Genomic DNA, 21,596 nt, shown 5'->3' on the forward strand with positions numbered 1-21,596 from the left:
CTACGGCCGGATCAAAATCAGCACGGCAAAAATGATGGCGGCTATGGACACCACCACTGTCATTCCCAGCATCAGCCAGGAATGTGGCAGTTCAAGTCCTTTGCGCATGGCCAGTTCTTGGTGCGCCCAGCGTCGGTAGCTGACGATGGCAAGCACTGCACCGATCATTGCCAAAACCATACAAAGGATGATGCGGATCAGCGGAGGGGCAATCTCCGGTGCCAGTTGGTCAATAGCCACAGCACCAGCCAAAAGTGCCAAAGCGGTTCGGACCCAGGCCAAAAATGTTCGTTCGTTGGCTAGTGAAAAACGGTAGTCGGGGGTCTTCCCCGTCCTTCGCCAAGCAGGTTCGCGCATGGGTCTCCTCATCAAAACCGGGGCGATTGCCCAGAGTCAAGTCTACTCGGCCCCATGGATGTCTCCGTGAGCCGGTAAATTAGAAGGCATGACTATTCCAGCAGGCCCCGTCAGTACGCCACCGACAGATTTTGCCACCCGCGTTCAGGGCACGCTCATGGGCGGCGCTCTCGGTGACGCCTTCGGCTACCTGGTTGAATTCGATTCATTGGCGGAGATTGCAGCCAAGTACGGCCCAGCTCTGCTTGTTGATCTTTCCCAGGCTCGCTCCGCTGCACATTTTTCTGATGACACCCAGATGACGCTGTACACGCTTGATGGGTTGCTGGATGTTTTGGAATGGGCCAACCAGGGCGTGGGCGCTGATATCAATGCCTGCCAGTGGCTGGCCTACCTGCGGTGGTTGAAAACCCAAGACATTGCTACGGCCGAGCATGCCCCCGCGCAGTCACCACGCTGGATAGATAGCCAAAGTGTGCTCCACCATCAGCGGCACCCGGGCAATGCTTGCATCACCGCTCTAGCAACAGGAGAGATGGGCACCACGTTCCGTCCTGTGAACCCGGAATCGAAGGGTTGCGGAACCGTCATGCGTTCGGCACCTTACGGTTTGTTGCCTAATTTGGAGGCTGAAACCATCTACAAGATCAGCTCCGATGCGGCTTCTCTAACCCACGGCCACCCGTCTGCCCGCCAATCAGCTGGGGCTTTTAGCTGGCTTATCCACCAACTTGTCATAGGTGGACTCTCGCTGCGTGCAGCTGCCGAATCCGCTCTGGCTCGTGCCGTGGCAGAAACGGGTGCAGATCCGCACCTACTCTCCCGCTTGGAAACAGCGCTGCTGCTGTCCCTGCCCACTCATGACGCGAACGACGCCGTCATCCTGTCAGGAGATGCCCTCACCGATGCACTGGGGCTGGGCTGGGTGGGTGAAGAGGCAATGGCTGTGGCCTTGTACAGCGTCCTAGTCACCTTTGCGAAGGCGCCCTCCCCTGTGGAGCATTTCTTGCTCGCCATCCGATTGGCTGCCAATCACAGCGGTGACAGCGACTCAACGGCTTCCATCGCCGGGAACATCCTGGGGGCGTTTTACGGCGAGGCCGCTTTGCCGCCTTCGTGGTTGGCGTTGTGTGAGGCCCCTCATCTCATCCGTCATCTAGGTGCTGAGTTCATCAAGCTCACCACCGGGCACTAGGTCCACTTGTCTAGTAGCTGTTCTTATGAACCGATGCTTTGCGCGGAACGCTTCTTGCTTTCTAGCCGATCATCTGCATAAATTCGCCCTCTGAGAGCACTTCAATGCCTTGACCTCTGCGCTGGAGCTCAAGTACCCGCTGAGCTTTTGAGGTGAGTCTGCCGCTGCGCAAATCAGTTGCGGTAAAACCGCTACCCACCACAAGCACAGTTGTCTTCAGCGTCACGCTGCTTGCGCATTGCGCACCGTAGCCGGCAGCCCTGATTTTCGCTTCGGGTCTGCCCAGTCCAATGTCCCCTGTGAACACCAACGTCTGCCCAAACAGCGGGTGGGAAACATCGGCTTCCGGGTTCGGCACTGGGTTGGGGCCCTCCGTTGACCAGCTGGAACGGCCATTACGGGCGGTCCCATTGGCCAGCCCCTCCTTCATCTCAGCTATTTTCGCCAATGCCGAACGCGTCGCCTTCGAGATTTGATCCGTTTGCGGGTTGTAAGCCTCGATGCGTGGCATGGCGAGTTTCATTGATTCAAAAACACCGCGAATCGAAGCCACCTCATGTTTGGCAGCAATGTCCACCATGATTCCGGCGCACGCCCGGGCATCTTCAACGGCGTCGTGGTGGTTCAGTAGCGGCACACCGGCAGCCTCGGCCACAAACGGTAGCGAATAGGACGGTAACGAATAATTTTTCCGCGACAAAATCACCGTGCACGCGTAATCAAAGGCTGGCGCGGGCATCCCAGAGACTTCCGCGGCCGAACGAATAACGCCGATGTCGAAGGCTGCGTTGTGCGCCACAAGGGCGTCGTGACCAATAAAGTGCTGTACTTCTGGGAACACCGCGGCGAAGCGAGGTGAGCTTGCTACGGCATCTGGGGTGATGCCGTGAATGCTGATATTGCGGGAGTCGAAGTGGTCGTGACCTTCCGGGGGCCGCATGAGCCAGTACCCCTCATCAACCACCACCCCACCACGAACCTTCGTCAAACCGACGGAGCAGGGCGATCCCCTAAATCCGTTGGCGGTTTCAAAATCAATTGCAGTAAAGTCCAGTGCCACCTTTCAAGGTTACTCCCCGGCTCTGACTCGGAACGCATCGGGAGTGCCGCATCACAGGCACCGCCCGGGAGAAACGCTACGGTGTGGCGCGCCGGAGCGTTGTAAATGCTGCCGCTGCCAACACCACCACGAACAGGAATGCTATGGCCCCGATGGACAACGGTGTGAGGGTAATGGTCCATGCCCCCACTGCCGGCCACCAACCAGAGAGGGTGATTAATGCGATGGCACCGACAAGCAGCACGGCCAGTGAGAGGAACATGATGAGCGTTCCCGTTGCCTGCCAGCGCTTGTAGACGGTGGCGCCCCAAAACCCGAGGAGAAACAAGAACATCATCACCACAAAGTAAAAGAACCACTGGATGCCCCACGGTTGATTTGCGACCCACGAGATAGCGAACATGTATCCGTGCAACCCCCACCCATTCGTGGCCTGTTCCACAAAGCCAAGCACTACGTACAGGCCTGCAATCACGGCAGCGAGGGCTGTGAACAGTCCCACCGTCCCTAGGAAAAAGTTCCGGCGGCTCACACTCAGGCCTTGCGAGAACGGAAAACACAAGGTCAGCGATTGGATGCCTAGACCGAAGAAATACCACATAACGGCTTGACCAGCGCCGGAGTACTTAACCTCAACCGTGTTTGGTATCAGCGCCCAGATCACCACACTCAGCAGAAACGAGCTGCCAATAATGACAGCTGGAATACCCAAAAAAGTCCACTTGTTAATGAGTTGCATCCTGGCAACTCCCAATGCCCGGTTCATCACTTTGCTCCTGTCACGGTCTTGAGGTCCGTCTCTGGCTCACCCTGAGCACGGCCGCCGTGCGGACGCCCGTGCTGTGGCGGCGCGTTCATAACCCGCCCGGCCTCAAGAGTTTTTCCAATCACAATCTGCTGAAGTGACACCGCACCCAATTCCAAGCCCAATTCCTTTGCCTCACGGCGTTCATCCAGCGAGAGCGCACCATCAATGGTCAAAGAGGCGATCCCCCCAAGTGACTCCCTATGTATGACAGCGCGCCCGGCGGCAAAGGATTCAACTGCGGCACTGGCCCCGGAAATATTGACGGCGGAACCACGAATGTTCTCGGCATCGTCATCGACAAGAATGCGGCCCTTATCAATAATGATGACGTGTTCTAGAAGATTCGCCACTTCATCGATCAAGTGAGATGAGAGCACAATTGTGCGCGGGTACTGGCTGTAGTCGGCCAGCAACCGGTCGTAGAAAAGCGCCCTGGCCACGGCATCTAGACCCAAATAGGGTTCGTCAAAGAATGTCAGTTCAGCTCTGGATGCCAGGCCAATGATGATGCCCACTGCCGAAAGTTGGCCGCGTGAGAGCTTCTTGATGCGCCGCTTCAGTGGCAGTCCAAAGTCTTCTGCAAGCTGCATCGCCAGCTCGTTATTCCAGTTCCGGTAGAACAGAGCGGCGGCCCTGAAAGCATGAAGCGGTTTGAAATCATCCGGATACTTCTGTGATTCGCGGATGAAACAAATCCGGCTCAGGACTTTCTCGTTTTCGTAGGGGTGCTCACCGAAAACCGTAACCTCACCAGAGGAGGCAAAGCCTTGAGCGGTCAAAATGGACATGAGAGTCGTCTTGCCGGCACCGTTACGGCCAAGCAAACCGTAGATCTTGTCCCGCTCCAGGGTGAGGCTAACGCCGTCGAGCGCCTTAACATGGCGGTACTCCCGACACAGATCTTTCACGCTCACAATGGGATCACTCATAGCGCGCCTGCTTTCTCACTGCTTAGCTTTTCTCCACTTGCGCTCTCCGCTTCACGTATCAGCATGGCCTGCAACTGCTGTGAGTCGATGCCCAGTTTGGCGGCTTCCCTAGCTAGTGGGCGGAGAAATTGTTCGTAAAAGTCGTCCTTGCGCCGTTCAACAAGCACGGCACGCGCACCGGTGGCAACAAACATGCCGATTCCTCGTTTCTTGTAGAGAATTCCGTCGTCAACAAGCCGGTTCACACCCTTGGCAGCGGTGGCAGGGTTGATTCTGTGGAAAGCGGCAAACTCATTGGTAGAGGGCACTTGTGCTTCTTCGGCCACGAGACCGTCCACAATGTCGTTTTCAACCATCTGAGCAATCTGCACATAGATCGGTCTACTCTCATCTATCACCAAGGCACCTCCGTCAAACCGTCAACCAAGTAACTTTGCCGCCTCACTGGTTCATTACTCATGCAACTAACCATATAACCTTGGATTGACTTGTCAACCCCCAAACTCATCCTTGGGGTGGAGGGATCATTCAGGGAAGTAACGTAATCTTGAGTGCGTGATGATAACCGCTTTGAGTGCCTCTGTCCTGCCCGCTCTCATGGGACACGGGGCCGTTCCAGCCTTAGGCCTGCTGCCCGACTGGCTCGATCCCATGACCATTCTCGGCAATGAGGCCATAGGCTCATGGGTGGTAGTGATTGCCTGTGCCATCATCTTCGCCGAAACAGGCCTCTTGGTGGGCTTCTTCCTTCCCGGCGATTCATTGCTGTTCACGGCAGGTTTGCTTGTCAGCACCGGAACCATGCCCGTGAACATCTGGGCCCTGATGGCACTGCTGATCGTCTCCGGGTTTATTGGCAACCAGCTGGGTTACTTCATTGGTTATAAGGCTGGACCGGCCATCTTCAACAAGCCAGAATCACGACTCTTCAAGAAACAGCATGTTGACAGCGCACATGCCTTCTTTGAGAAGCATGGCGGCAAGGCCCTGATCCTGGCCCGTTTCGTACCTATTGTGCGCACCTTTGTGCCAGTCATTGTGGGCGTAGCTAAAATGGATATGCGCAAATTTGTGTTCTTCAACGCCATCGGTGCCGTCCTGTGGGCCGGTGGCATCACACTTCTGGGCTACATTCTAGGCAACAAGGTGCCGTGGGTACGCGATAACTTGGACATCATTTTCATTGCCATCGTGGCCGTTTCAGTAATCCCCATCGGCATCGAGTTCATCCGGGCCATGGCTAACCGCCGCAAGAAGTCAAAGCAGATCTAAGTTCTTCCGGAAAAAACTTCCTCATTAAAGTACGACGGCGACCCCCGGCTTATGTGCCTGGGGTCGCCGTCATTCTGTGCTCAACTAACGCCGCGCAACTAACGCCTGAGTGAAGCAGGAGTGCCGTGCCTGTTGAGGGTGCCTGTTGAGGGTACTTGTTGAGAGTGCCCTGCTGAGAAGGAGCTTTGCTAAGAAAGTGCCTTAATAATGTGCGGCAGCAGTGCCCGGAACGCATTTCCCCGGTGACTGATGGCATTCTTTGCCTCACCTGTGAGCTCCGCACACGATTTATCCAGACCCGTGGGAACCAGAATGGGGTCATAGCCAAAGCCACCCTCTCCTCGTGGATTGTGGAGCAGGACCCCTTCGAGGGTCCCTTCCTCAACTAGATCCAGCGTGCCATCCGGACTTGCTAGCGCGGCTGCACACACAAACCGGGCGCCACGATGCTCTTCGCCGATGTCGGAGAGCTGGGCCAGCAGCAGGTTCAGATTTGCTGTGTCATCGCCATGCCTGCCAGCCCACCGGGCCGAGAATATGCCGGGGGCGCCGCCCAGAACGTCAACGGCCAATCCGGAATCATCGGCAATGGCTAGGACGCCGCTGAACTGTGCCACGGCGTGAGCCTTGAGCCGTGCATTTTCTGCGAAAGTGACACCCGTTTCGGCGACGTCTGGCGCGTGGATGGCTCCGGCGTCGAGCACGTGAGTATCAACGTCCAGACCCGGCACCTGGCCTCGGAGAAGTTCACGCAATTCCCGTAGCTTGCCTTGATTTTGTGTGGCCAGTACCAGTTTGGGCACGCTCATCAGCCAGCCAAGGCCTCGCGCTGGATCTGTGCGAGCTCGGTGGTTCCGATCAGGGCCAAATCTAAGAGTTGGTTTAGCTCTTCACGGTCAAAGGGGGCGGCTTCGGCCGTGCCTTGGACCTCGACGAATTTACCGGATCCGGTAACAACAACGTTCATATCAGTTTCAGCCCGAACATCCTCCACATAGGGCAGGTCCAGCATGGGAACACCATCGATGATGCCCACGGAGATGGCGGAGACGGTGTCGATCAGCGGCTGCGCGTTCTTGGCAATGAGCTTGTTTTCCTTAGCGAAGGCGATCGCATCGGCGAGTGCCACGTAAGCACCGGTGATCGCTGCGGTGCGGGTTCCGCCGTCGGCCTGGAGAACGTCGCAGTCAAGCACAATAGTGTTCTCTCCCAATGCCTTCGTGTCAATGATTGCGCGGAGCGAGCGTCCAATCAGACGTGAAATCTCGTGTGTACGGCCGCCAATTTTTCCCTTGACGGATTCGCGGGAGTTGCGGGTATTCGTGGCACGCGGAAGCATGGCATACTCCGCTGTAACCCAGCCCGTCCCCTCGCCCTTGAGCCAACGCGGCACGCCGGGAGTCAGCGATGCGGTGCAGAGCACGCGCGTGTTGCCGAATTCAATCAGGGCCGAACCTTCGGCCTGTTTGGACCAGCCACGGGTGATGGTGATGTCGCGGAGTTGGTCATTGGTGCGCCCGTCGGCGCGGAGCGTTTCACTGGATGTCATGGACTAAGCCTACTGGCCGAGGGGCCACGAGCGAGCGAAGCGAGGTTGGGGAGGCCGGTAGGCGCTACTGGCCGAGGGGCCACGAGCGAGCGAGGCGAGGTTGGGGAGGCCGGTAGGCGCTACTGGCCGAGGGGCCACGAGCGAGCGAAGCGAGGTTGGGGAGGCGCTCACAGGGCCTAGATCGTGTAGTGCACGCCGGCTACTGCGGCTGCTACGTCTCCGGCGTAGACCTCACCGGCTTCAGCAACAACCTTGTTTGTGTCAGTCCAGACAGGAATATGGGTTAACAGCAACCGCTTTACATTGGCCCGGGCAGCAGCCTCACCTGCCCGCTTGCCGCTCAGGTGGACGTCCTTTATATGGTCATCGCGGCCCTCTTCGAACGCAGCCTCGCACAGGAACAAATGTGCGTTTTTTGCCGCATCTTCCAGACCTTGGCAGCTGTCAGTGTCCCCTGAGTAAGTCAACACTGTTGTCCGGTCAAGACCAGTACCGTCATATTCCTTCACCTCAACCCGGAGCGCGTACGCCTCCGGAACAGGATGGTTGACAGCATAAGGGGTTACCGTAAAAGGTCCCACTGTAACGGGGCTGCGCTCCTGCCAGTTACGGAAATCAAACTCTTCGCGCATGCCAGGATCGAGTTCAAGACCGTAGGCGGTTGCCAACCGATCGGCAGTCTCGGCGGGGCCCCAGACAGGAATCCTGCCCCTGTGCCAGCCATGGGGATTCCACCGCACGGCCACATGCAGTCCGCACAAATCCATGCAGTGGTCAGGATGCAAATGGCTAAGGAAAATTGCGTCTATGTCTTCTAGATCCATGTATTTTTGTGCTGCACCGAGAGCGCCGCTACCCAAATCCATGAGCACCCGCCAAGGCCGAACGCCGTCGTGCGCTGTCAATAAGTAACATGACGCGGGCGATGAGGGGCCTGGAAAAGACCCGCTGCATCCAACAATCGTCAACTTCATGTTCGCTCCCCCGTGCCATTTCCCGGAGATGCCAGTCTGCCCATCGAATCGGCCAAAACAAAATTGGAGACGCGGCCGGTACCAGGCCCTGGTGTAGTTTCTCTTGCAGCGGCTAGCATGTCGTCCGTGATGCGGGCCAGTGATCCGGTTGGATAGTGAGCCGAGACATGATTAACCTGCTCAACCCCGTGCACCTCGGGTCCCAAGAATCGCCTAGCCAACACACCGAAACTTGCAGCATCTCCGGTGCATAAAAATTGATGGGTGGGGGCTGCCGGTGATAACCGCTCAAGGTCATGATTGACCAGTGCCCGGTACACGTCTTTGGCCGTTTCCTCGGCACTTGAAACAAGTGTGACGGAATCACCCATGACATATGAAATAACACCCGTCAACAGCGGGTAGTGAGTGCAGCCAAGCACAAGCGTGTCAATCGACGCGGCTTTCAGGGGCGCCAAATACTGCTCTGCCGTGGACAGCAGTTCTGCTCCTGAGGTGACTCCTGACTCCACGAACCGAACAAAGTCCGGGCATGCAACGGAGGTGATATCCAGATTTGGGGCGGCCGCGAAGGTATCTTCATAAGCCCGGGAGCCCACTGTTGCAACAGTGCCAATCACGCCGATCTTCGCTGTCCGGGTGGCCGCAACAGCGCGCCTGACAGCCGGCTGGATCACCTCGATAACAGGAATTCCATAGCGGGCCGTGTAGCGCTCACGGGCGTCACGAAGAACTGCCGCAGAGGCTGAGTTGCAGGCGATGACAAGCAGCTTCACCCCTGAACCCACAAGTTCATCCATGACACCCAACGCATTGGCGCGGACCTCGGCGATGGGAAGTGGACCGTAGGGACCGTTCGCCGTATCGCCAACATAGAGGATCGATTCGTTGGGCAGCTGGTCAATAACCGCGCGGGCGACCGTCAACCCGCCTACGCCGGAATCAAAAATTCCGATCGGCCTCTCAGCGGCAGCATTCTGATGCGCACCGGCACGCGTTGCCGACGCAGGGGCTGAACTTCCTGATTTTTCGCTCATGATCGTTTCAACAATAGTTTGTTACCCCGTCCATGTGCCCCGTTTGCGCCCAAGAACACACTTTGCGCCCATGTTCTCTGAGTTCTTTGAGTTCTTTGAGTTCTCTAACTTTGACTCACTTTTGGCGTTGCAGCGCCATCAACATGGCTTGAACAAGGCTCTCCTGCAGCCAGGACACAAAGTTGTAAACAAGGCTGAGGTAACTTTCAACGTCGTCCGCGTCAGCCCAGTCCTGGACTTCATGCACCCTCTCAGCGTCCTGTTCATCCCTGATGTCCAACCGCTCGGCCAGAACCAATCGGACATCATTCAAGGCCATGGCCCACAGTTTCGCAGCTTCCTCATTCAGAAGCAGCTTCTCGCTGTCCAAACCCAGTGCGGCGGCCCGCAAGGCACCTATTTTTGTTTCTCGTAGCGAGCGTTCGGTGAGCTGGCGGAACTCAAGGGCACCCTCGTCGTCGTCCATTACCGCGTTGGGAAGCAGACGCAATAGTGCCGGATCCGCCGGAACTCCAACATCCATGTCCAGCCCGATCAAAGCCGCCAGCGGGTCCTCATGGGCAGGGGTCGCAGGTTCAAGCATGGTGATGATATCTGCGAAAAGTTTGCGTAGAAGCTCACGCTCAGCAGGCTCAAGGAAGCCGGTGATTCCGCGGCGCCCGGCAGTGAAGGCTTTAGCCACGGGGGCCGCCCTTCTGGACGGTGGCCCACAAACCAAATCCGTGCATCGCCACAGCGTGCGCTTCCATTTTTTCCTTTGCTCCATGGGCCACCGCCGATTTTCCCTCGGTGTGTACCTGCAGCATTAATTCCGCTGCCTTTGCCTCTGAATAGCCAAAATAACTTTGGAAGACGTAACTGACGTAGCTCATCAAATTAACCGGGTCATTCCACACGATTAATTCCCAGGGAATATCCGGGGAGATGAGTTCGCTGGTTGTGACTTCCCGGTCTGTTTCCGGGGCTGTGCTGACACTCATGTGTCTATTCTAGTGTTGGACTACTAAACTAAGTGCCGTGACTACGCCATCAAGCTGGGCCCACCCCCGCACATCATTGTTTACGGATCACTACGAGCTGACAATGCTCCAGGCAGCGCTGCACTCGGGTGCGGCGCACCGCCGCAGCGTGTTTGAGGCCTTCGCCAGGCGGCTGCCAGAAGGCCGCAGATACGGTGTTGTAGGCGGAACTGGACGGCTGCTTGAAGGATTGGAACATTTTCGTTTTGGCGCAGAAGAACTAAATTTTCTGGCCCAAAACGAGGTCGTCAACGATGAAACTTTGGCGTGGTTAGCCGATTTTAAGTTCTCCGGGGACGTCTACGGTTATGCAGAGGGCGAACTTTACTTCCCGAATTCGCCCATTTTGTCCATCGAATCATCGTTTGCCGAGGCTTGTATCTTGGAAACCTACGTGCTCTCGATCCTGAACCACGACTCCGCGATCGCCTCCGCCGCCTCACGCATGATTGGTGCTGCCGGCTCACGGCCCTGCATTGAAATGGGTTCGCGACGCACGCATGAAGAGTCTGCCGTAGCCGCCTCGCGGGCCGCCGTCATTGCCGGCTTTCATAGCACCTCAAACCTAGAAGCCGGCCTGCGCTACGGCGTCCTGACCCAGGGCACGGCCGCACATTCCTTCACTCTTCTGCACGATTCCGAGGAAGAGGCCTTCCGCGCCCAACTTGGCTCCATGGGTTCTGGCACCACGCTGCTAGTTGACACCTACGACGTCGAAGCCGCCGTCCGTAAAGCTGTCTCCATTGCCGGTCCCGCCTTGGGAGGAGTGCGCTTGGACTCCGGCGATCTCTTGGCCCAGGCCAGGGACGTGCGGGCTCTGTTGGATTCGCTGGGGAACACAAACACGCGCATCACCGTCACCAGTGATCTTGACGAATATGCCATTGCAGCCCTGGCCGCAGCCCCTGTTGATTCGTACGGGGTTGGGACCTCGCTGGTGACGGGCTCGGGTGCGCCGACAGCCTCAATGGTGTATAAATTGGTATCCCGCGAGGGTGACGACGGAGAGTTCGTTTCAGTAGCGAAGGCAGCAAAGAACAAGTCAAGCGTGGGCGGACGGAAGTACGCTTTACGGCGCCTCAATGGCGCCGGAATCGCCGCCAGCGAAGTTGTTGGCATTGGGCACGTGCCTGAAGGTGACAGCAATGATCGGTTGTTGTTGGAGAAGTTCATGCACCACGGTGAGCTGGTGCCAGGCTGGACCGGGGCCGACGGCGTAGTGCGCGCCACCGCTAGACATAAAGCATCAATGGCAGAAATGCCCGGAGCAGCACGGCGGCTCCAGCGTGGGGAGCCACTGATCCCCACCGAATACGAACAAGACTTGCCCGCACCAAACTAAAAGGAGTACCCCATGGCCAAGGCCCTAATCATTGTTGACGTACAGAACGACTTCTGCGAGGGCGGTTCATTAGCCGTTCCCGGGGGCGCCGATCTTGCCACTGAGATCAGCGAGCTGCTAGAAAACGCCACGGACTTTGACTTCGTTGTAGCCACACAGGACTGGCATATAGACCCGGGCACACACTTCTCTGACACCCCGGATTTTGTGGACAGCTGGCCGGTGCACTGCACTGCCGGTTCACAAGGAGCGGGACTGCACCGCAACCTGGACACCGAAGACATCGATGCCTATTTCCGCAAGGGCAAGTTTGATGCCGCATACTCCGGCTTCGACGGGCTCCTGGCTCCCGAGGACGAAGTTGCGGTGGGAGAACGTGAGGCGCACGAATCCGCTGGGGAGGACACCGAGGCACCCGTGAGTCTGGATGATTGGCTGCGCGAGAACGACGTCGATGACGTTGTGATCGTTGGCATCGCCACCGAACACTGTGTCCGTGCCACAGCAATCGACGCCGTCAATGCCGGCTACAACACCACAGTCCTGCGCGATTACGTCAAAGGTATTTCCGACGAGGCCATCGAAGAAGCATTTGAAGAACTCGAAGACGCTGGTGTTGAGGTCAACTAGCCGCTCCAGGAGCTCAGTAGTCTTCCGCTAACGGCGACGGCGCTGCTGGCGACGGCCCCGGCACTGCTGGCACGGGGGCCGTCATTTTTCCGGCGACTATTTTCGGCCGATAAACCAGTCTTGGAGCTTCTTCAAGCGTGTTTGCAGCTGGGATTCATTGGCTTGGGCCACGGCCGGTCCGCCACAGATGCGCCGCAGTTCGCTGTGCACCATGCCATGTGGCATCCCTGAGCGGGCGCTCCAGGCGGAGACATTCTTAGCTAATTCACCACGCAGGTCCATGAGCATCCGGTGGTCAACCATCGGCGGAGCTTCCGGCTCGGGTACGGTTTTTTTGCTACGGCGTGTTTGTTGGTCGGCTTGGTGTTGTCGCAGCAGGACGCCCATTTGTTCAGCATCAAGTAGGCCAGGGATACCAAGGAAGTCCAGCTCATCCTCACTGCCGATGGCACCGCCTGTGCCGAATTCACCGCCGTCGAACAAGACCCTGTCAAAAGATGCTTGGGATTCTAGTGCCTCAAACTTGAACTTTTCCAAGGTGTCCGAGGCTTTTTCCTCACGGTTGGCCTCGTCCATCTCGGAGTCTTCCTCGATGAATCCGTCCGGATCCTTGTCAGGCCGGTCAAGGGCGTGATCACGCTCAAGCTCCAGTTGGTTGGCCAATGCCATCAAGTTGGGCACAGAGGGCAGGAAGATGGACGCAGTTTCGCCTCTTTTACGCGCACGCACAAAACGGCCCACGGCCTGGGCGAAGAACAGGGGCGTTGCCGTTGATGTCGCATAGACGCCGACGGCCAAACGTGGCACGTCAACACCTTCGGATACCATCCGCACGGCCACCATCCACCGATTCTCTCCCGCTGAGAAAGCGTCGATCTTATCCGATGCCTTGCCATCGTCAGACAAAATCACTGTGGGCGCTTCCCCGGTGATCTTTTTTAGTTGCGTCGCATAAGCGCGGGCGTCCTCATGGTCGGTGGCAATAACCATTCCACCGGCGTCGGGAACGGCCCGGCGAACCTCAGTGAGTCGCTTGTCTGCGGCAGCCAACACCGAGGGTATCCACTCCCCTACCGGGTTCAGCGCAGTACGCCACGCTTGCGAGGTGACATCCTTGGTCACTGCATCGCCAAGAGTGGCAGCCATTTCCTCGCCGGCACTGGTGCGCCAGCGCATCTGTCCGGAATAGGCCATGAACATCACTGGACGGACCACATGGTCCTTGAGCGCTTCGCCATAACCGTACGTGTAATCTGCCTTGGAACGGCGAATCCCATCCCGGTCCTCGGCATATTCCACGAACGGGATGGCGGCTGTATCGGAGCGGAAAGGTGTTCCTGTCAGCGCCAGGCGCCGCATGGCAGGATCAAATGCCTCCCGGATGCCATCACCCCAGGAGAGTGCGTCGCCGCCATGGTGAATTTCATCCAAGATGACAAGGGTTTTAGCGGCCTCGGTTTTGGCCCTGTGCAGAAGGGGTTTACTAGCAACCTGCGCGTACGTGACGGCTACGCCAATAAAACCCTTGCCGTGGCGACCGTCTGCGTTTTTGAAGTTGGGGTCGATGGCGATGCCAACCTTCGCAGCCGCATCGGCCCACTGACGTTTCAGGTGGTCTGTGGGCGTGACGATGGTGACCCTATTAATGGTTCCCCGGGCGATCAGCTGAGTGGCAATATGCAGGGCGAAGGTGGTTTTTCCTGCCCCAGGGGTTGCTACCGCCAGGAAGTCTCTAGGGCTTTCTTGGAAGTATTTTTCCATGGCCTCGGACTGCCAGGCTCTTAGCTTTTGGGCCGTTCCCCACGCAGCACGCTCGGGGTACGCCGGAGGCAGCGACGGGCCACCAAACAAAGTCTCCGTCACGAAAGTTCCGCCATCCAATCACTTCTCTCATACGCACGCACCCCTATCCGGGCACGGTAAATCAACGGCTAATGTGCCGTTACAAACAAGATTATTGCCCCAAACTATTTCTTGGGGTTCTTCGGGCCCTTGCCCTTACCTTTGCCACCTTCTGGCATCAATCCCTCATAGATGGCCTTGCAGTCAGGGCACACGGGGAACTTTTCGGGATCACGCCCAGGAGTCCAGACCTTGCCGCACAGTGCCACAACCGGGTCACCTGTCAGTGCGGATTCCATGATTTTTTCTTTGCGCACATAGTGCGAGAACCGTTCACTATCTCCTGGTTCAACTTCTTGGCGCAATTCCTCGCGCTCAATGACGGCTGTTGAACCGCCGCTGCGCTCAGGATTTCCCAGCGGGTCATTTTCAAAGGGGTCTGGAGGCAAACTCATAAAAACTATTCTAGCGTCATCGCGTTCACGACTCACCGAGGTTCCGATCCTCGGAGCTGTCATTATCTCCAATCTCACGGGGGTTGCGCACAAGGGTTCGCAGAAAGTACGACGCCGGGAGGAGAGTTAAGTGATTAACTCCCCTCCCGGCGTCGTTCCCCAAGTTCTCCCAAACCTCGCAAGCTCAGCCCTGGACCCTCGAACCCGTGGGCCCACCCAAGTTCTCCCAAACCTCGCAAGCTCAGCCCGGGACCCTCGAACCCGTGGGCCCACCCAAGTTCTCCCAAACCTCGCAAGCTCAGCCCGGGACCCTCGAACCCGTGGGCCTAGACGCTCTGCCAGTCTGGCTTATTTTCGTAGGCGTTGCGGTAGCTGGGTGCATCTGCCAGCTTAGATGCGGCGGCCTCATCAATAATGACTGTCGCGCGGGGGTGGAACTGCAAAATCGAGGCCGGGCAGGAAGCGGATACGGGGCCCTCAACGAAGTCCCTTACAGCGTCGGCTTTGCCTTCCCCAAAAGCAACAAGAACCAGGTGCCGGGCATCCATAATGGTGCCTAGACCTTGGGTCACCACGTGATGCGGAACTTGGTCGATGTTCTCAAAAAACCGTGCATTGTCCTGGCGAGTCTGTTCTGCCAAGGTTTTGATGCGGGTGCGCGAAGCCAGCGAAGAACCAGGCTCGTTAAAACCGATGTGACCGTTGGTGCCAACGCCCAGAATCTGCAGGTCAATCCCGCCAGCCGCAGCAATGGCATCTTCGTATTGCTTACACGCACTATCAATATCTGCCCCAGCACCATCAGGGCCATGGACGTTAATCGCCGCAACGTCCACACGGTTGGTGAACTCACGCCTGATCACCTCGCGGTAAGACTCAAAGTGTCCCACGGGCAGGCCCACATACTCATCTAGGGCAAAGCCACGCGTTTGAGCGAAGTTTAGACCCTCTTCATCGTGACGCCGGGCCAGCTCGTCGTAGATCGGCAGCGGAGAGGAACCGGTGGCCAGGCCAATGACGGCATTGGGCTTAGTGCGCACCAGTGACTCGATGGCGTCAGCCGCCAAGGCCCCAATTTCTTTCCTGCTTGGGAGGATAATGACCTCCATGAAACACGCTTCCCTTCGCGGCACACCTGTGCCTGTGCAGTTCTCAAGTATCGCTCATTAATTGCTTCAACCTTAGCTTTTACCCAGCGTCTTCCACTAACGGTCGAGAGAAACAGCAAGTAACAACTCCGGTGCACGCCTGTTGTAGATACCGGCGCCTTGGCGAATCCCGAGAATAAGGAGGATGGCTCCCAGCACGATTCCGACCAGCAACGTCACCCAGGCCAGGAACACCTGACCCGTTACAACTGCCACGATGGCGAGTATCAGTTCAGGCAGTACCAACAAGCCCAGGCCGCCAAATCCGGCCAGTTGTATCAACGCGGTGGATAAGCCGTTACCAGGTCGGCTCTTCAAGGGGCTCTCCCCAGGCAGTGGTGCATTCATGGTGAAACGAGCCGAAAAAACACTTGACAGTCCCAACCCTGATCCCACAACACCGATCACTAACCCAAGAGTTGCCAGCAACTGAACAAAGTCCTGGACCACAATGGCTCCAACAACTGCATACAAAACGCCCAACGGAAGCGCCAACACGGCAGCTGCAATGACACGTCCAGTGCGGTCCGTTCGGCCGTCCACACCTGCCGCTATGTGAAGGGCGAATGCTGTGTTGTCATAGGAGATGTCCGAGCTGATGGACCAAACCACCAGGAATGCCGCTAACGCTCCACCGAACCCTAGAGCCACCCCAATAGTGTTTCCTGCCCCTGTCTGCGAACCGGCAAAAACGAAAACCAACGGCACCAGCGGGGCAATAAGCAAGCCCGCGCTATAACGGGGATCCCGGAACCAGTAAGTAAGGCAGCGGGCGGCAACCGCCCCTGTAGGAGTAGCCGGGAACCAACCAAAAAAGCCCAACTTGCCGTTCCCGCGTCGCGTTCCACCAGAGTAAGCCGGAGTCACCAGGGCTCGCGCGAGGCAGACTTTCCACACCCAGACAAGAACGGCAATGGTTGCCATGGCTATCAAGAACTTCAGTACAGCCGGACCAAAGTGACCCTGAGCCGCTTCCGCTGGTACAGCCCAAATAGCGCCCAGCGGCGTCCAAGAAACACTGTTGGCCAGCGCCGGCAGATACTCACGAAGGTCACTGATGCCTATGGCCATGTTAGAAATGATGGGGCCAAGGAACATCAAGGGGACAAGGACCACGATCCCGCTGATGTCCTTGAAACGCCGGCTTGAGGCCAAGCTAGCGCTAGCAGCCGTAATGGCGCGTGAGGCTGCAATGCACGTAATTGCGCCAAGCACACCGCATAGCAGCGCAAGCGGCACAACGGCCGGGTGACCCCACCAGGACGCTGCGGTGCCAATAGAGGCAAGCAAAGTGATCAGCCCCGGCACTCCAATAAAACTCGAGACCAGCAATCCGGCCAGCATGGACTTCATCGGGATGGCATAGGTGGTGAAACGTGCTGGATCGAGGGTCATATCCAAACCAGCAGCTACCACAGGGATAATCAGCCAACCAAGAATCAACGCAGCGCCGGCCAAAACAATCACCGTGCCGATGGCCTCTGGTGAGTTCGAGCCCAGAGCTGCCAGCCCAACGATTACCAAGCCCAGGACGCCGAGCCCGTACAAACCGCCCAGAATCAAGCCCACCAATTGCCATGGGCTGCGCTTGAGAGAGTTGCGCAAAAGTGCCAGTTTAAGTTTTACGAGCTGCGCAACCATGACAACCCTGCACTCTCATGACGTCCGCCAACCAGCTCAACAAACTTCTCTTCCAGACTTTGACTGCCGCGAACGGCGTCCACTGTGCCGGCAGCCAAAACTCTACCGTTTGCAATAACTGCAACGTGATCGCACATACGCTGGACCAGGTCCATGACGTGGCTGGAGACAATGACCGTACCACCGGAGTTGACGTAGTCATGCAAAAGATCGCGAATGTTCGCGGCGGAAACCGGGTCCACAGATTCAAACGGTTCATCCAAAACGAGCAGTCTCGGCGCATGGATTAGCGCTGCCGCGAGAGCAATTTTTTTGGTCATACCGGCTGAATAGTCAACCACTAAGGTTCCCGCGTCCTTGCTCAGGTCCAGTGCCGCTAAAAGGTCCTTCACACGCGAAGCAACAGTGTCTTTATCCATGCCACGGAGCAAACCCGCGTAGCTCACCAGCTGCTCGCCGCTCAGGCGGTCAAAAAGACGCACCCCATCGGGCAGCAGACCCATGAGTCGCTTGGCATCCAGCGGATGCTGCCACACATCCACCCCGTGGACCCACACTTCCCCGGAGTCGGGGCGCAACAAGCCTGTAGCCATAGACAGTGCCGTTGTCTTGCCTGCACCGTTGGGTCCCACAAGTCCGTAGAAGGAACCTGCCGGAACATCCAGGTCAATGTTATCCACGGCGATTTTAGGACCAAATCGTTTCGTTAGTCCACGGATAGACAGGGCTGGCGGGCGTCCCTCAGTTGGCGTTTGTGCAAAAGAGTTGTTCATGGTTCAAACCCTAGCAACCGGGGTTGGTCTTACGACTCATCTAAAAGGACGAGATTGCCAGGCCCGGTGCGCTAAAGCGCTGTGCCCTAGAACAAGGCGCGCGCCAAAGCCTGGCGGGATACGGAAACCCGAGGGTCGCTGACACCAACAATTTCGTACAGCTCCAGTAAGCGGACTCTGACAGTGTCACGTTCGGGACCAAAATGCGTACTAATGTACTTCACCAAACGAGCCAGCGCATCTTCAACATGCCCACCTATAACATCTAGATCGGCCACGGTCAGGAGGGCCTCAAGGTCGTCCTGATCAGCTGCTGCCCGAGTTCGGAATTCTTCGGCTTGGACAACGTTGATTTCAGCGGTACGAATCATCAGGTGAACCTGGGCAAGCCCAATCTTGGCAGCCGAGTCATTGGGCATTTCCGCGAGGGCCTTCTCGTAGCTCGACTGTGCCAGCGCCAAATCACCGGCATCAATAGCATCCCGGGCAGCCTGATGTAGTGGAGGTAGCGGCGGTTCTTCCGCCTCGGCGGCTGGTTCCGCAGGGCCACCCAGCGTGCCTGTGACACCGTTGCTGGCAGCCACCTTCAGTAATTCGGTGAAGAACTCACGAATTTGTTCCTCTGGCAGCTCGCCCTCGAACATCGGGACAGGCTGGCCATTAATCAGTGCAATGACAGTAGGTACGGCCGTGATGCCGAATGCTTGGGCGATCTGAGGGCTGGAATCCACATCCACCCGCCCCAGAGCAAGCTTGCCGCCGTACTCAGTGATGAGTGGTTCAAGCAGCGAATTAACCTGAGCCGACTGCTGGGACCGCCCTGAACCCAATGAGACAACCACGGGGACTTTCTGGGACAACTGAACAAACTCCTGAAAACTTTGTTCGTTGACATCAACAGCGTAGGGCGAGCCACCAGTAGGCGCTCCCGCTTGGGTGGCTGTGGCCCGGTTCTTCAAGGCTGAAAGATCGACGGCACCGCGAAGATTGATCCCTGGCGCGGCGTTGGACGGCATGGGGCTGTTTTGACTCATGAACTCACTCTAACTGTGCCAGCCCACGACGTTTTGATTTCTCGCCGCGGGTGAAACTTTAGGATGTCGGTTTCGGTGGGACTTATATCCGGGAGACTATTTGAACGCTCCGCTGACAAGGTTGCGGGTGGCAGAAAGAACTGTGATCTTTCCATCCCCGGCGGCGGGCGGGATGTACATAACAACGGGTTCGGCGTAGTTGAGGTTGAATCCCTTAGTGGTTTCCCTACCACCGGTGAATACCGCAGCATCCTCCCCCACTGTCAGTGTGGCTTCAGCCTTGCTGGTTGCATCAATACCAAAGGTGTAACCAACCACCACCATGGCACCGCCGTCGGCAGTTCGCATGGAAACAACTGTGTCCTTGTTTGCCTTGTGGCTAAACACGTAGCTGGCATCCTTGGCGTCCGCAGCTACCTTCTTCTGCAGATCAAAGACGTTGGTGAGGTAGACATTCTCGGTGAAAGAATCCTTGAATTTACTGTCTTCGTTTGTCAACCGGTCGCTCAAGGCCGTGATGGCAGCCTCAGGGCTCATCTTCAAACCTTCAGAGGAGTCAAGCGTTACTACCTTGGTTCCTTCTTTGTCAACGGTGGGGAAAGTCTGGCCAGGCAGCAATGGCGTGGCCTTGGTCAGCTTGTAGTTTTCCCGCGGGCTTTCTTGAACCAGTGTCAACAACTGCGGCAGGGTATTATTTTCGCCCTGTGTGACAAACATTGCTGATCTGGGCCACGTTTCAGTGGTGGTGACCACCTTGGCTAGCAGCTTCGTTGCGTTGACCGGTTCAACAGCAGGTTGCTTCTCAACTGAGGCGCGAATTTTGTAGTTGGCGGTGCGGACTTCCAACGCCATCCCTGCCACACGAGATTGAAGCTCCTGTGCATTCTTAGCGTTGTCACCGGAGGCAACTACAGTAGCCACCGACTCGGTGATGCGCTGAACCTGGCTGTCAACTAAGTTAGGGAACCCCGCAGTGGAAGATTGCTCGGTGGCTGTGGGGCTAGGTGCCGGCGCCGGAGTGCTGGCGTCATCAGCCACGGCTGGGCTAACGCTTCCCGCTAGCAGAACGGCTGCCACCATGGCACCCCAACGCGCTTTCATAGTGAAGGGTTTCTTCACGCGCTGGAGCTCCCGCGCTGGTGTATCAGCACGGATTTTAGCAGGAGGCAGAACCTGGAACTCAGATTTGTCTCCGTCTTCAACCGTGTCATTGGCAGGGCGTTGTTTATTGGCCTGTTTTTTACCCGGCTTCTTGGCTGCTTTTTCGTTCCGCCCAGAGGCAGATTTGGGCGCTGGGCCTACTCCTCCTGAGCCGGAAGGAGAGTCTGAATCATTCTTCGAACCGGAGTTGGAGTCTGAATCCGATTCCGTGATGTGGGTTATGTCAGATATTTCAGTAGTGCCTGTTTCAACACTGCCCTCGTCTGTAGATGCGGATGAGTTTGAATCATCCGCGCTCACGGATGGCGCAGAGTTGGAGCTGTCCTCGGGTGCTGGATTCACGGTATTTTCCGTATCCTGGTTTGCAGGATCGGCCTCCACGCCTCGCAATGATGCGGGCAGCGACGCTGTTGCGTCCCCAGCGGCAGCTGCTTTCGCCGCAGTCTCTGAATCAGCTGAGCTATCTGAAACTAAGGGCCCTGATTCGGCCCGCTGGGCTTGCGCAATAGTGGTCTTGGCTTGAGCGGCACTGCGAGCCGCTACAATTTTGTCAACTTCCAGCGCACCAGTGGCGGGGTCCGTTGCGGCTCGCCCGGCCGAGCGGCGTCCGACGCCAACTTCGGCGGCCCTGGGCTTTCGGGGGGCCACAAGGAACAGCAGAGCTGCCAACGCAAGCAGGATAGATCCAAGGATGATCAGCGGAATCGCCCACGGGGTTCCGGTCTCGTTATCAGCGGTTATTGAAATATCTGTCGGCGCAGGTGCTGTTCCGTCAGTTGAGAGCAACAACGCCCAATCACCACGGCCCGGCGACTGCCACGTGTAGTTCAACTCACCAGTAGCCTTTTCCTCAGTGACCCACATGTCCGAACCACTTGGATTGGGCACTTTCTCAACACCTCCGGTGCTCTCAGCGGTCAACGAGGTGAAGTCCTCGTTGGCAGCACCAATGCTGGTGTGTGCGGCGTCGCCAAGCCAACCGGCGATGTCATCTACGCGACCAACGGCCAGCTGGATGGGGCCGTCGTTTTTCACGGTCAAGGTGAACCGGCCATCCCGGGTCTTGAGCAACTCGGGTCCAATAACTGTCAAAGGCGCTGCCTTCACATCGGAGGAAACCGAGGCCGTAAGAGTGGCAGGCGGGAGCCAAATGGTGCGCTGACCTATGCCAGTACCCAACACCAAAAGGCCAAGAATAGCCATGACGATTGCAATTTTAAAACGCAAGAACTTACCTATCATCGACGGATCACTGCTGCGGTCGTTATTTCAAGGGTAACCGAACCGTTATACATAGAGCATTTTCCTTTGATATTTATCACGTTCCACAACCCGTGGCTCTCCTCCTGTGAGCCTCTGCGCTGATATTG

22 protein-coding genes are annotated in these 21,596 nt (G+C 57.2%); 4 read left to right on the forward strand and 18 right to left on the reverse strand.

What is annotated here, in order from left to right; translation table 11 throughout:
- Complete coding sequence (locus tag QMG40_RS04000) at nucleotides 1–357, reverse strand: YidH family protein (RefSeq protein ID WP_283528130.1); 357 nt, start codon at nucleotides 355–357, stop codon at nucleotides 1–3.
- Nucleotides 358–445: 88 nt separating this feature from the next.
- Between QMG40_RS04000 and QMG40_RS04005 the strand changes: the two genes are divergently transcribed.
- Entirely contained in the window at nucleotides 446–1,552 is a 1,107-nt protein-coding gene (locus QMG40_RS04005) for an ADP-ribosylglycohydrolase family protein (protein WP_283528133.1), read from the forward strand.
- Between the two features lie 61 nt (nucleotides 1,553–1,613).
- On the opposite strand, the gene QMG40_RS04010 is transcribed toward QMG40_RS04005, so the two are convergent.
- From QMG40_RS04010 to QMG40_RS04025, 4 genes are all read right to left on the reverse strand, one after another.
- On the reverse strand, nucleotides 1,614–2,612 hold the full coding sequence (locus QMG40_RS04010) for a 3'-5' exonuclease (RefSeq protein WP_283528135.1): 999 nt from the start codon (nucleotides 2,610–2,612) through the stop codon (nucleotides 1,614–1,616).
- A 76-nt stretch (nucleotides 2,613–2,688) separates the two neighbouring features.
- Nucleotides 2,689–3,378 carry a hypothetical protein gene (locus tag QMG40_RS04015; protein WP_283528137.1) on the reverse strand — a complete coding sequence of 230 codons (690 nt, stop codon included), beginning with the start codon at nucleotides 3,376–3,378 and terminating at the stop codon, nucleotides 2,689–2,691.
- Nucleotides 3,378–4,349 (reverse strand): ABC transporter ATP-binding protein, encoded by a 972-nt coding sequence (locus QMG40_RS04020; protein WP_283528139.1) that lies wholly within the window; start codon nucleotides 4,347–4,349, stop codon nucleotides 3,378–3,380. Before QMG40_RS04020 ends, QMG40_RS04015 begins: the two co-directional genes overlap by 1 nt.
- Entirely contained in the window at nucleotides 4,346–4,747 is a 402-nt protein-coding gene (locus QMG40_RS04025) for a GntR family transcriptional regulator (protein WP_283528141.1), read from the reverse strand. Before QMG40_RS04025 ends, QMG40_RS04020 begins: the two co-directional genes overlap by 4 nt.
- A 160-nt stretch (nucleotides 4,748–4,907) precedes the next feature.
- Between QMG40_RS04025 and QMG40_RS04030 the strand changes: the two genes are divergently transcribed.
- Nucleotides 4,908–5,621: a VTT domain-containing protein gene (locus QMG40_RS04030; RefSeq protein WP_459252957.1), complete on the forward strand. Its 714-nt coding sequence runs from the start codon at nucleotides 4,908–4,910 to the stop codon at nucleotides 5,619–5,621.
- A gap of 188 nt (nucleotides 5,622–5,809) precedes the next feature.
- On the opposite strand, the gene rdgB is transcribed toward QMG40_RS04030, so the two are convergent.
- The 6 genes from rdgB to clpS all read right to left on the reverse strand — a co-directional run bounded on the left by rdgB (nucleotide 5,810) and on the right by clpS (nucleotide 10,161).
- A complete protein-coding gene (gene rdgB, locus QMG40_RS04035) occupies nucleotides 5,810–6,430 on the reverse strand; it encodes an RdgB/HAM1 family non-canonical purine NTP pyrophosphatase (RefSeq protein WP_283528143.1) in 621 nt (206 codons plus the stop codon).
- Entirely contained in the window at nucleotides 6,430–7,170 is a 741-nt protein-coding gene (gene rph / locus QMG40_RS04040; RefSeq protein ID WP_283528145.1) for a ribonuclease PH, read from the reverse strand. The genes rdgB and rph overlap by 1 nt, the downstream gene beginning before the upstream one ends.
- A gap of 176 nt (nucleotides 7,171–7,346) precedes the next feature.
- Complete coding sequence (locus QMG40_RS04045; RefSeq protein WP_283528147.1) at nucleotides 7,347–8,144, reverse strand: MBL fold metallo-hydrolase; 798 nt, start codon at nucleotides 8,142–8,144, stop codon at nucleotides 7,347–7,349.
- Entirely contained in the window at nucleotides 8,141–9,181 is a 1,041-nt protein-coding gene (murI, locus tag QMG40_RS04050; RefSeq protein ID WP_283528148.1) for a glutamate racemase, read from the reverse strand. Before murI ends, QMG40_RS04045 begins: the two co-directional genes overlap by 4 nt.
- Before the next feature lie 115 nt (nucleotides 9,182–9,296).
- A complete protein-coding gene (locus QMG40_RS04055) occupies nucleotides 9,297–9,863 on the reverse strand; it encodes a DUF2017 domain-containing protein (protein ID WP_283528150.1) in 567 nt (188 codons plus the stop codon).
- On the reverse strand, nucleotides 9,856–10,161 hold the full coding sequence (gene clpS / locus QMG40_RS04060; RefSeq protein ID WP_283528152.1) for an ATP-dependent Clp protease adapter ClpS: 306 nt from the start codon (nucleotides 10,159–10,161) through the stop codon (nucleotides 9,856–9,858). The genes QMG40_RS04055 and clpS overlap by 8 nt, the downstream gene beginning before the upstream one ends.
- A gap of 37 nt (nucleotides 10,162–10,198) precedes the next feature.
- Here clpS and QMG40_RS04065 point away from each other — a divergent pair, with 37 nt between their 5' ends.
- Both QMG40_RS04065 and QMG40_RS04070 read left to right on the forward strand, forming a co-directional pair.
- Nucleotides 10,199–11,542: a nicotinate phosphoribosyltransferase gene (locus QMG40_RS04065; protein ID WP_283528154.1), complete on the forward strand. Its 1,344-nt coding sequence runs from the start codon at nucleotides 10,199–10,201 to the stop codon at nucleotides 11,540–11,542.
- A gap of 12 nt (nucleotides 11,543–11,554) precedes the next feature.
- Nucleotides 11,555–12,172 carry an isochorismatase family protein gene (locus QMG40_RS04070; protein WP_283528157.1) on the forward strand — a complete coding sequence of 206 codons (618 nt, stop codon included), beginning with the start codon at nucleotides 11,555–11,557 and terminating at the stop codon, nucleotides 12,170–12,172.
- 96 nt (nucleotides 12,173–12,268) lie between these two features.
- Here the strand turns inward: QMG40_RS04070 and QMG40_RS04075 are convergent, their stop codons facing one another.
- The 7 genes from QMG40_RS04075 to QMG40_RS04105 form a co-directional block, all read right to left on the reverse strand.
- Nucleotides 12,269–14,035 (reverse strand): DEAD/DEAH box helicase, encoded by a 1,767-nt coding sequence (locus QMG40_RS04075; protein ID WP_283528158.1) that lies wholly within the window; start codon nucleotides 14,033–14,035, stop codon nucleotides 12,269–12,271.
- Nucleotides 14,036–14,139: 104 nt separating this feature from the next.
- Nucleotides 14,140–14,469 carry a DUF3039 domain-containing protein gene (locus tag QMG40_RS04080; protein ID WP_283528160.1) on the reverse strand — a complete coding sequence of 110 codons (330 nt, stop codon included), beginning with the start codon at nucleotides 14,467–14,469 and terminating at the stop codon, nucleotides 14,140–14,142.
- 326 nt (nucleotides 14,470–14,795) lie between these two features.
- Nucleotides 14,796–15,578 (reverse strand): glucosamine-6-phosphate deaminase, encoded by a 783-nt coding sequence (nagB, locus tag QMG40_RS04085; RefSeq protein WP_283528162.1) that lies wholly within the window; start codon nucleotides 15,576–15,578, stop codon nucleotides 14,796–14,798.
- Between the two features lie 96 nt (nucleotides 15,579–15,674).
- Nucleotides 15,675–17,258 carry a transporter gene (locus QMG40_RS04090; RefSeq protein ID WP_283528165.1) on the reverse strand — a complete coding sequence of 528 codons (1,584 nt, stop codon included), beginning with the start codon at nucleotides 17,256–17,258 and terminating at the stop codon, nucleotides 15,675–15,677.
- On the reverse strand, nucleotides 17,240–18,031 hold the full coding sequence (locus QMG40_RS04095) for an ABC transporter ATP-binding protein (protein WP_283528167.1): 792 nt from the start codon (nucleotides 18,029–18,031) through the stop codon (nucleotides 17,240–17,242). The genes QMG40_RS04090 and QMG40_RS04095 overlap by 19 nt, the downstream gene beginning before the upstream one ends.
- 86 nt (nucleotides 18,032–18,117) lie before the next feature.
- A complete protein-coding gene (locus QMG40_RS04100) occupies nucleotides 18,118–19,065 on the reverse strand; it encodes a tetratricopeptide repeat protein (protein ID WP_283528169.1) in 948 nt (315 codons plus the stop codon).
- Nucleotides 19,066–19,161: 96 nt separating this feature from the next.
- Nucleotides 19,162–21,453, reverse strand: coding sequence for a hypothetical protein (locus QMG40_RS04105; protein WP_283528171.1), 2,292 nt, complete (start codon nucleotides 21,451–21,453; stop codon nucleotides 19,162–19,164).
- Between the last annotated feature and the right edge of the window lie 143 nt (nucleotides 21,454–21,596).

Origin of the sequence: Arthrobacter antibioticus (assembly GCF_030063205.1) — a bacterium.
Classification (GTDB): domain Bacteria; phylum Actinomycetota; class Actinomycetes; order Actinomycetales; family Micrococcaceae; genus Specibacter.

What these genes read in the sequence shown, in the direction of transcription:
- QMG40_RS04000 (WP_283528130.1), bottom strand. Translation starts at nt 357, where the DNA reads ATGCGCGAACCTGCTTGGCGAAGGACGGGGAAGACCCCCGACTACCGT.
- QMG40_RS04005 (WP_283528133.1), top strand. Translation starts at nt 446, where the DNA reads ATGACTATTCCAGCAGGCCCCGTCAGTACGCCACCGACAGATTTTGCC.
- QMG40_RS04015 (WP_283528137.1), bottom strand. Translation starts at nt 3,378, where the DNA reads ATGAACCGGGCATTGGGAGTTGCCAGGATGCAACTCATTAACAAGTGG.
- QMG40_RS04020 (WP_283528139.1), bottom strand. Translation starts at nt 4,349, where the DNA reads ATGAGTGATCCCATTGTGAGCGTGAAAGATCTGTGTCGGGAGTACCGC.
- QMG40_RS04030 (WP_459252957.1), top strand. Translation starts at nt 4,908, where the DNA reads ATGATAACCGCTTTGAGTGCCTCTGTCCTGCCCGCTCTCATGGGACAC.
- rdgB (WP_283528143.1), bottom strand. Translation starts at nt 6,430, where the DNA reads ATGAGCGTGCCCAAACTGGTACTGGCCACACAAAATCAAGGCAAGCTA.
- rph (WP_283528145.1), bottom strand. Translation starts at nt 7,170, where the DNA reads ATGACATCCAGTGAAACGCTCCGCGCCGACGGGCGCACCAATGACCAA.
- QMG40_RS04045 (WP_283528147.1), bottom strand. Translation starts at nt 8,144, where the DNA reads ATGAAGTTGACGATTGTTGGATGCAGCGGGTCTTTTCCAGGCCCCTCA.
- murI (WP_283528148.1), bottom strand. Translation starts at nt 9,181, where the DNA reads ATGAGCGAAAAATCAGGAAGTTCAGCCCCTGCGTCGGCAACGCGTGCC.
- clpS (WP_283528152.1), bottom strand. Translation starts at nt 10,161, where the DNA reads ATGAGTGTCAGCACAGCCCCGGAAACAGACCGGGAAGTCACAACCAGC.
- QMG40_RS04070 (WP_283528157.1), top strand. Translation starts at nt 11,555, where the DNA reads ATGGCCAAGGCCCTAATCATTGTTGACGTACAGAACGACTTCTGCGAG.
- QMG40_RS04080 (WP_283528160.1), bottom strand. Translation starts at nt 14,469, where the DNA reads ATGAGTTTGCCTCCAGACCCCTTTGAAAATGACCCGCTGGGAAATCCT.
- nagB (WP_283528162.1), bottom strand. Translation starts at nt 15,578, where the DNA reads ATGGAGGTCATTATCCTCCCAAGCAGGAAAGAAATTGGGGCCTTGGCG.
- QMG40_RS04090 (WP_283528165.1), bottom strand. Translation starts at nt 17,258, where the DNA reads ATGGTTGCGCAGCTCGTAAAACTTAAACTGGCACTTTTGCGCAACTCT.
- QMG40_RS04095 (WP_283528167.1), bottom strand. Translation starts at nt 18,031, where the DNA reads ATGAACAACTCTTTTGCACAAACGCCAACTGAGGGACGCCCGCCAGCC.
- QMG40_RS04100 (WP_283528169.1), bottom strand. Translation starts at nt 19,065, where the DNA reads ATGAGTCAAAACAGCCCCATGCCGTCCAACGCCGCGCCAGGGATCAAT.